Annotated in this window: 5 protein-coding genes and 1 pseudogene; 5 read left to right on the forward strand and 1 reads right to left on the reverse strand. The window is 41.6% G+C overall.

What is annotated here, in order from left to right; genetic code table 11:
* From HJG39_RS19015 to HJG39_RS19035, 5 genes and pseudogenes are all read left to right on the forward strand, one after another.
* Window positions 1-237, forward strand: a 237-nt coding sequence (locus HJG39_RS19015; RefSeq protein WP_268411966.1) for a hypothetical protein, incomplete at its 5' end; no start/stop codon positions are given.
* A gap of 371 nt (window positions 238-608) precedes the next feature.
* Window positions 609-830 carry a hypothetical protein gene (locus HJG39_RS19020; RefSeq protein ID WP_268411967.1) on the forward strand — a complete coding sequence of 74 codons (222 nt, stop codon included), beginning with the start codon at window positions 609-611 and terminating at the stop codon, window positions 828-830.
* 491 nt (window positions 831-1321) lie between these two features.
* On the forward strand, window positions 1322-1564 hold the full coding sequence (locus tag HJG39_RS19025) for a type II toxin-antitoxin system Phd/YefM family antitoxin (protein ID WP_268411969.1): 243 nt from the start codon (window positions 1322-1324) through the stop codon (window positions 1562-1564).
* 6 nt (window positions 1565-1570) lie between these two features.
* Window positions 1571-1867, forward strand: a complete 297-nt coding sequence (locus HJG39_RS19030; RefSeq protein WP_268411971.1) for a type II toxin-antitoxin system RelE/ParE family toxin — start codon at window positions 1571-1573, stop codon at window positions 1865-1867.
* A 328-nt stretch (window positions 1868-2195) separates the two neighbouring features.
* Window positions 2196-2531, forward strand: a pseudogene (locus HJG39_RS19035) (group II intron maturase-specific domain-containing protein); the annotation flags it as partial.
* Window positions 2532-2613: 82 nt separating this feature from the next.
* Here HJG39_RS19035 and HJG39_RS19040 read toward each other — a convergent pair.
* The coding region (locus HJG39_RS19040) for a Txe/YoeB family addiction module toxin (RefSeq protein ID WP_268411973.1) at window positions 2614-2855 on the reverse strand (242 nt) is incomplete at its 5' end.

Genomic DNA, 2855 nt, shown 5'->3' on the forward strand with positions numbered 1-2855 from the left:
TTAAAAATGCTAAGTATCAACCAAGCCAACGTACAAAAAGCAACCAATACGAAACAGCACAATTACAAAGCAAGAAGACGGGCCAAGGGTGAAAAAGATATTTTGTTGTGGGTGCCTGAAATCTGGGTCGAACAATTTAGGGCTTTAGCGGCGTTTTGTTGTGAAAACCCTGAATATTATCCAATGATGTGCCGAAGGGTAAAAAGCGGGAAATTTGCAAAAGGGGCTGATTATTAAACAAACATTAATCCCAACAATTAAAAACCCACTCACCACTACCTATCTACCTTACAAAGACTATTAAGCTTTTGAAGTCATACCTTTAAGCAAACTTCTCGTTTAGTAGTCATCCCCTTGTGCCTATTGACAACACCAAAGGCCAAACTCACAATACTCGGGTTCGCTAAATGCGAATCAGGATTGACACCCTGAAACTTACAAGAGCCGCAATAGACTTCGTTTTATTGCGGACGATCTACTATGGCAGATCGTATGGGGCACCTTCGGGTGGCCGTTTCTTGTAGGCGGTAGTGTCAACCCTGTATGGTCTGCCACCACTAGATTGACACCTAGAGTGGCGGTTATTTCAGACTACAAGAATGAAGACTATGCCAAATACAAACACCCTCATTGAAAACAAGCCTTACGAAACCATTAGTAATGCCGTAACGGTTCTAGAGTTCTTGCGTGACTATCACAGCGAACCTACCTTTACTGAAAGATGCAATAGCAATATCGCGACTGTGTTAATACTCGATTGGATTAAAGATGCTTTATCGTTCGAAAGTGGACGAGTGGAAGAATTGGAAATTAAGTTAGGTGTCAATTAGCTTCGCACAAACATGGTGCTTATGAGCAAGCTTTAGTGACTAACAACACAATAAAATCTAGATTATAACCGCCTCTCTTGGGGCAAGTAATGAAGCCTTGTACTCTTTCTAGATTCTATTCTATATCGCGGCGGTTGCTCATACAGCACTTTACAAAAGGCTTTAAGCCGTCTTGAATCTGGTTGAACGTTTTATGTGTTGACGTGGTAATTGGCACATTAACTTGTTTTTAGTCTAAATGCTCTTACACACATTAATTCAACATTCTTAGGTGGTTAACGCCGCATTAAGTAGTGAGAAACGCAAACCACCAAACCTAAACCATTGTGCCGTAAACACTAGCTGAATCAAACCGAAAATGCCGAGCGTTACGAATTTGTCTTAAACGCTTTGTTAGTTTAAATTTCGCATAAATCGCACGATTTAATTATATTGACCATTTTGTGCGACAGACTATAATCTTACTGTAATTCCAAATTTGGAGATTGAGCATGCACACAATGACAGCAAATGATGCAAAGCGTAACTTTGGTGAGCTGCTTCTAAGCGCCCAACGTGAGCCAGTAAAGATTAGCAAAAACAGTAAAGATGCCGTGGTGGTAATGTCTATTAAAGACTATGAAGAGCTAGAGGCAATGAAAACTGATTACCTTAAACATTGTTTCGAGTCTGCTAAACAAGACTTAGCACAAGGCAATGTTGTTGATGGTGTAGATTTCCTAAGCGCCTTGTAACCCACTATGCAAAAGAATAAATACAAACTAAGTAAATTGGCTCAGGCTCACTTACAAAAAATTAAAAGCTATACCATCAACAACTTTTCTGAAATGCAGTGGAGTAACTATAAAGATACATTGTTAACTGGGTTTCAAATGCTTGCCGACAATCCAGCCGTAGGTAGCAGTTGCGATGAGATTTATCCAAGCGGTTTCTATTTTCCGGTAGGAAAACACACAGCTTACTTTACAAAGGAAGACGGTTTTATTCTAGTTGTGGCTGTACTTGGTCAATCGCAACTCCCACAAAACCACTTGTAGTTAAGACATCACCCTAAATAAACACTGGGGTAATGATCTTGATTGGTAAACTAACGCCTAGTTCAGGCGCACATTTTATGTAGTGTTTTTGTACATAAATTGGAGCCTACGATCATGCACAAAAACAGCCTAATAGAATGTGTCGCTTGCAACTGCTTGTTAGCACTAGCTATTCAGTTGTTGAGTAAGTCTTACCTTCTAATAGATCACCATTAGAAAGTGTAACCTCAAAACGTTTAAATAATGCTAAGAAGTCAGCAATATTCATGTCTAAGCGAAGCTCTTTAACTTGGAGGTTATCACCGCTGGCTTCTATCAAAGCTGGAACCAACTCTTTAAGCTCAGCCAGTATTTACGAGGGTGGATAAATTACTTTGGTATCGCCAGTTGTTACCAACGCTGTGTAGAACTGGATCACTGGATCCGGCGCAGAGTGCGAATGGCTTACTGGCGTCAGTGGCGAAAGCCGCGTACCAAGGTACGAAACTTAATGAGACTGGGCGTACATGTCCAAGCTGCGGTGGCATGTGGTATCACCAGCAAAGGGCCATGGCGTAGTGCAAAATCTCCGGGGATCAATCAGGCGCTATCACTTGATTACTTAAAATCCGAAGGGCTTTATTCGCTACGTGATGGATGGATCGCGCTTCACTATCCTAAATGAAACGCCCTGTGCGGAGCCGCATGCAGGGTGTTGTGGGGGCTGGAGGTTAGATACCTCCGGCTACCCGATTAGCTGCCACCTACTAGTAATGATAACGACACGAGATAACAGTAACCGCTGTATCATCCACGGCATATACCAAACGATTGGTATCATCTATTCTGCGAGACCAAAAAACTGAAAGATTTTCTTTAAGAGGTTCCGGTTTTCCAATCCCCGCAAATGGAGAGCGCTTAACATCGGTAAATAGCTTATTTATACGTTTCAAGGTTTTCTTGTCTTGAGTCTGCCAATACACGTAACTACTCCAAGCTTCATCAGTCC

The sequence above is a fragment of the Alteromonas sp. a30 genome, from assembly GCF_026788005.1.
Lineage (GTDB): Bacteria > Pseudomonadota > Gammaproteobacteria > Enterobacterales > Alteromonadaceae > Paraneptunicella.

Bases quoted from the DNA above. Each gene is read 5' to 3' on its own strand.
- HJG39_RS19020 (WP_268411967.1), top strand. From the start codon at position 609: ATGCCAAATACAAACACCCTCATTGAAAACAAGCCTTACGAAACCATT.
- HJG39_RS19025 (WP_268411969.1), top strand. From the start codon at position 1,322: ATGCACACAATGACAGCAAATGATGCAAAGCGTAACTTTGGTGAGCTG.
- HJG39_RS19030 (WP_268411971.1), top strand. From the start codon at position 1,571: ATGCAAAAGAATAAATACAAACTAAGTAAATTGGCTCAGGCTCACTTA.